Raw genomic sequence first — 5,600 nt, forward strand, 5'->3', positions numbered from 1 at the left:
TTTTGCAGCAGGATCGACAAAATAAAAAGGGAACGTGAAACACGTTCCCTTTTTACTGCCAATCAGATCAAGCCAAGCTTAACTGACTGGCATTGCCCTTCGGGGGCTTTTTTCATGGCCGGAAACTTGGGATGTTCGCGCCAGCGCGCCCAGCTTTCCGTAACCGGCACGCCATTCCAAAGACCGCCCTGCTCCCGCCCACCGCAGCTACGGCTCTGCGCCCTGGCGTTGCTTGCGGGGACGGCCGGCCAGCAGGGGGTCGAACACCGCGTTCGGAAGCATGCGCAGCAGCTTGGCGACCATGCCCATTTGCCAGGGGATGACACGGTAGCGCGCACCCGCGGCGATGGCCTTGAACGCGCGGTCGGCAAAATCATCGGCACGCATCAGAAACGGCATGGCATAGCGGTTCTGGCGCGTGAGCGGTGTGTCGACATAGCCCGGTGAAATGGTGACCACGCGCACCCCATGCGGGCGCATTTCGCCGCGCAGGCTCTCGCAATAGCTGATGACCGCCGCCTTGCTGGCGCAATACGCCCCATGCCCTGGCAAACCGCGAATTCCCGCCACGCTGCCGATTCCCACCAGGGTACCGCCGCGGCGTTGCACCATGCCCTCCACAAACGGCTGGAAGGTGGCCGCCATGCCGATGTTGTTGGTGGCAAAGGTGCGCGCCATGACATCGATGTCGGCACGGACGGCGGTGTCCATGCCCACGCTGATGCCGGCGTTGGCAACCACCACGTCGGGCAACCCCTGGCGCGCGATGCAATCCTGGCCTGCCGCCATGATGCTGGCGGGTACGGACACATCAGCACAATAAATTTCATAGCTATCGGCGCTGATACCTTGAGCGCCAGCCCATGATTTGATCTCTGCTGTGCGCCGTGCCACCAGCGCCAGCCGGTAGCCTTGCCGGTAAAAGCGCAGGGCCAGGGCCTGGCCAATGCCGCTGGAGGCACCCGTGATGAAAACAAGAGGAGCCGTCATGGGGGCCGCCTGGTGCTGCGGGCCAGCTATCGCGTCGCAGCGGGCATCAGCACGCCCCGCACACGCCCGCGCAGCTGGAGCACCTGGTCCAGGTTGTCATATTCCATGGCATCGGCCGTGAACCGGTCGTTGCCACGCGTGAGCACGACGGGCTGGTCGGAACGAACACGCTCGGCCTGGGTAAATGCGTGCAGGAATTCGCCACGGAACTCCAGGCGCGGCTGGACCTCGCGCGTGACCACCGCGTTGCCAAAAAGCTGAACCTCCGAGCCGTCGCCATTGCTCAGGGCGCGACGGGCCGTGGCCACGGTGAGCACGCCCTGCGGCGTCACCGATCGCATGCGCACGTTGTCGATCTCCAGGGTATCGGAGTCGGGATAATGCCGCCCCACGTCACCCGTCACCTCGCTTTGCATGCGCCCCGTGGCATCAAAGCTCTTGACCGAAAATCCCTTCATGAAATAGTCGGGCTCGTGCAGTTGGCTGGGCTCGCTCGCTGGTGGCAGGGGCGCGGGGGCATTGCGCACCAGCCACCAGGTGCCCATGGCCAGCAGTCCCATGAGGATGATCGGGAGATACAGCGTGAACCGCTCCCAGCCTTGGCGCAGCAAGGGGCTCATAGGGTGTAGCCCGCCAGCAGGGCTGCATAGCGGCCACTGGCCACCAGCAGCAGGTCGCAGAACTCGCGCGCAGCGCCCTCTCCGCCGCGCGCCTGGGTGGTGTGGTGGGCCACATGGCGCACCTCCACATGGGCATTGGCGGGTGCACAGGCCAGGGCACAGCGGCGCATGACGGGCAGATCCGGCCAGTCGTCGCCCATGGCGGCCGCCTGCGTCCAGTCCAGTCCCAGATTGGCCAGCATCTGCTCGGCGGCGGGCCGCTTGTCTTCGGTACCGAACACGGCATGCTCGACACCCAACGCCTGCAGCCGCAGGCGCAGCGGGGCCGAATCGCGGCCGGTGATCACGGCCGGGGTGATGCCGGCCTTTTGCAGCAATTTGAGACCGTGCCCGTCCAGGGTGTTGAAGCGCTTGAGCGTTTCGCCGGCTTCGCTGATGTACAGGCCGCCATCGGTCAGCACCCCGTCCACATCAAAAAAGGCCACGCGCACGCCCTGCGCCTGCAGGAGCAGCTCGGGAGGAAATTGCAGTACGGGCAGGGTCATTTCAACAAAGGGCATGGCAAAGGGGACAGTCACAGTCTAGGCCAGTGCACCCGTGGAACCGGCTTTGCCGGGCCACCGGGTGCGTCCCCCTCAGGGGGGAAGGCGCGCAGCGGCTCAGGGGGGTCATATGACTTTCGCGCGCATGAGATCGCGGATGTGGACCACGCCTTCCAGCGTGCCGTCGGCACCTACCACCAGCACGCTGGTGATGCCGAGGGTTTCCATCATTTCGGCGGCATTGACGGCCAGGGCGTCGGGCGCAATGCGGCGGGGTGTGGCATGCATGACCTGGGCGGCCGTGGCCGTGCGCAGGTCGGCGCCCGCTTCGATGCGGCGGCGCAAGTCACCGTCGGTGAAGATCCCCTGCACCTGCCCCGCGCCATCGACCACGGCGGCGCAGCCCAGCCCCTTGGCACTCATCTCCCGCATCAACGCACTGAACGAGGCCTCGGGCAGAACCCGGGGAACGGCGTCGCCGGAGCGCATGACATCGCTCACATGCGTCAGCAGCTTGCGGCCCAGGGCGCCGCCGGGGTGCGAACGGGCAAAGTCTTCCGGACGAAAGCCGCGCGCATCGAGCAGGGCCACGGCCAGGGCATCGCCCATGGCCAGTTGAGCAGTGGTGCTGGCCGTGGGCGCGAGGTTCAGCGGGCAGGCTTCGCGCTCCACGCTGCAGTCGAGCGTGAGGTCGGCGTGGCGGGCCAGCGTGGAGTGCGGGCCGCCCGTCATGGCGATCAGGGGCACCCCCAGGCGCTTGAGCACCGGCAGCAGCGCCGTGAGCTCGCCGCTTTCGCCGCTGTTGGAGATGGCCAGCACCAGGTCTTCCGCCGTCACCATGCCCAGATCGCCGTGGCTGGCCTCGGCGGGGTGCACAAAGAATGCCGGCGTGCCGGTGGACGCCAGCGTGGCCGCGATCTTGCGCCCGATATGGCCGCTCTTGCCCATACCCATGACCACCACGCGCCCCGCGGTATGCAGCACCCGCTGCACGGCCTGCACGAAACTGCCGTCCAGGCGTGCCGCCAGCCCCGTGAGGGCAGCGGCCTCGATGTCAAACGTTTCCCGCGCCAGGCGCAGGACCTGATCCGGATCAAGGGGGAAATGGGCGGCGGAAGTCATGCGCGGATTCTATCGACCGGGGTGCACGGGCTCGGATAGCATCGGTCCATGTCCTCACTCGCGCTGACCTTGCTGTACCTCCTGGCCGCAGTGTTGGGCGTGGTGGCGTGCCGCAGCCTCAAGCTGCCGCCCATGCTGGGCTACCTAGCCGCCGGGGTGCTGATCGGCCCCCATGCGCTGGCGCTGGCCCAGAACTCGGAAGGCGTGCGCCACCTCGGCGAGTTCGGGGTGGTGTTCCTGATGTTTGCCATCGGGCTGGAATTCAGCCTGCCCAAGCTGCGCGCCATGCGCCGCCAGGTGTTCGGCCTGGGGCTGCTGCAGGTGGGGCTGAGCATGCTGGTGGTCACCGCTCTGGCGCTGGCGCTGGCGCGCCTGGTGGGCGGTGTGTGGGAAATGCACTGGCAGTCGGCCCTGGCACTGTCGGGTGTGCTGGCCATGAGCAGCACGGCCATCGTCGTCAAGCTGATGGCCGAGCGGTCCGAACTCGAAAGCGAGCATGGCCGCCGCGTGATGGGCATCCTGCTGTTCCAGGACCTGGCAGTGGTGCCCCTGCTGGTGCTGATTCCGGCCCTGGGCTCATCGCCCGACCACCTGCTGACGGCCCTGGGGCTGGCCCTGCTCAAGGCCGTGGTGCTGGTGGGCCTGCTGCTGTCGGGCGGCCAGCGCCTGATGCGATGGTGGCTCACGCAGGTGGCGCGTCGCAAGAGCGACGAGCTGTTCATGCTGAACCTGCTGCTGATCACGCTGGGGCTGGCCTGGCTGACCGAGCTGGCAGGCCTGAGCCTGGCCCTGGGCGCCTTCATTGCCGGGGTGCTGGTTTCGGAAACCGAATACCGGCACCAGGTGGGCACCGACATCCGCCCGTTCCACGACGTGCTGCTGGGCCTGTTCTTCATCACCATCGGCATGATGCTGGACTGGCATATCCTGGTGGACCGCTGGGCGCTGGTGCTGGTGCTGGTCACGGTGCCGCTGCTGCTCAAGCTGGTGCTCATCCTGGTGCTGGCGCGCGCCATGGGCGCCACCACCGGGGTGGCCTTGCGCACGGGGCTGTACCTGGCGCAGGCGGGCGAGTTCGGCTTTGTGCTGCTGTCGCTCACGCAGAGCAACGGCCTGGTGCAGCCGGCGCTGATGAACCCCATTCTGGCGGCCATGGTGCTGTCGATGCTGGCCACGCCGTTTCTCATCATGTACAGCAACCGCATCGTGATGAGGCTGGTGGCCAGCGACTGGCTGCAGCAGTCGCTGCAGATGACCACCATCGCACGCAAGTCCATCAACACCAGCAAGCATGTGATCATTTGCGGCTTTGGCCGCTGCGGCCAGAACCTGGCCCGGATGCTGGACCGCGAAGGCATCCCCTACATGGCGCTCGACCTGGATCCCGACCGCGTGCGCCAGGCCGCCGCCGCCGGCCATTCGGTGGTCTACGGGGATGCCACCCGCCTGCAGGCGCTGATGGCCGCCGGCCTGGTGCGCGCCAGCGCGGTGGCGGTGACCTACCTGGATGTGCCGTCGGCGCTCAAGGTGCTGGCCAGCACGCGGACCCATGCGCCGCAGGTGCCCGTGGTGGTGCGCACCCAGGACGACCTGCACCTGGACAAGCTGCAGGCCGCCGGTGCCACCGAGGTGGTGCCCGAAGCCATCGAGGGCTCGCTCATGCTGGCCAGCCACGCGCTGGCGCTGGTGGGGGTGCCCATGCGCCGGGTGTTGCGGCTGGTGCAGGACCAGCGCGATGCGCGCTACCAGCTGCTGCGCGGCTACTTCCATGGTGCCGACGACGACACCGTGAACGAGCGCGACCAGGAGCGCCTGTCCACCATCACGCTGCCGCCCGGGGCCAAAGTCATCGGAGAGCCGCTGGGCGGACTGGCACTGCCCGCCATGGGGGTGCAGGTGGTCAATCTGCGGCGGGGCGACGGCCATCCGGGTGCCGCAGTGGCCGAAGCCTTGCTGGCAGCGGGAGACACGCTGGTGCTGTCGGGGCACCCGGCAGCGCTGGCGCTGGCCGAGGACAAATTGCTGCGGGGGTAGCTGGGGCCATCCCCCTGAGGCGCTGCGCGCCTTCCCCCTTCTCTCGGCTTCGCCGGGAAGGGAGACGATGCCCTCGCTGCGGGGCGGCCCTTGCTCGGCATCCCTGGCTGGGGGCGCGCCAGTTGCTGGGGTTGGCGCCAGAATTTGAATGAAATATCGCTCTAATTCTTATATATCAAGCGCAGGGCAATCGCATCTAAGAGCGGCTAACAAAACGGCAAGAGCCTTCGGACGCAGATGACACAGCAAGCCAGGGAGAGCAACGCGACGTGAATGTCGATGCGGCGCTCGA

Annotated in this window: 5 protein-coding genes; 1 reads left to right on the plus strand and 4 read right to left on the minus strand. The window is 67.1% G+C overall.

From position 1 onward, the window contains the following. Positions 1-207: 207 nt before the first annotated feature. From BLW02_RS19090 to BLW02_RS19105, 4 genes are all read right to left on the minus strand, one after another. On the minus strand, positions 208-990 hold the full coding sequence (locus BLW02_RS19090) for an SDR family oxidoreductase (RefSeq protein ID WP_092701623.1): 783 nt from the start codon (positions 988-990) through the stop codon (positions 208-210). Positions 991-1,016: 26 nt separating this feature from the next. Further along, positions 1,017-1,610 (minus strand): LPS export ABC transporter periplasmic protein LptC, encoded by a 594-nt coding sequence (lptC, locus tag BLW02_RS19095; protein WP_092701626.1) that lies wholly within the window; start codon positions 1,608-1,610, stop codon positions 1,017-1,019. Beyond that, on the minus strand, positions 1,607-2,170 hold the full coding sequence (locus BLW02_RS19100) for a KdsC family phosphatase (protein WP_092701629.1): 564 nt from the start codon (positions 2,168-2,170) through the stop codon (positions 1,607-1,609). Before BLW02_RS19100 ends, lptC begins: the two co-directional genes overlap by 4 nt. A 108-nt stretch (positions 2,171-2,278) precedes the next feature. After that, a complete protein-coding gene (locus BLW02_RS19105; protein WP_092701632.1) occupies positions 2,279-3,274 on the minus strand; it encodes a KpsF/GutQ family sugar-phosphate isomerase in 996 nt (331 codons plus the stop codon). 48 nt (positions 3,275-3,322) lie between these two features. Here BLW02_RS19105 and BLW02_RS19110 point away from each other — a divergent pair, with 48 nt between their 5' ends. After that, the gene (locus tag BLW02_RS19110; RefSeq protein WP_092701635.1) at positions 3,323-5,308 is read left to right on the plus strand and encodes a monovalent cation:proton antiporter-2 (CPA2) family protein; all 1,986 of its coding nucleotides are present in this window, start codon (positions 3,323-3,325) and stop codon (positions 5,306-5,308) included. Positions 5,309-5,600: the final 292 nt, after the last annotated feature.

Origin of the sequence: Acidovorax soli, from assembly GCF_900107605.1 — a bacterium.
Lineage (GTDB): Bacteria > Pseudomonadota > Gammaproteobacteria > Burkholderiales > Burkholderiaceae_C > Acidovorax > Acidovorax soli.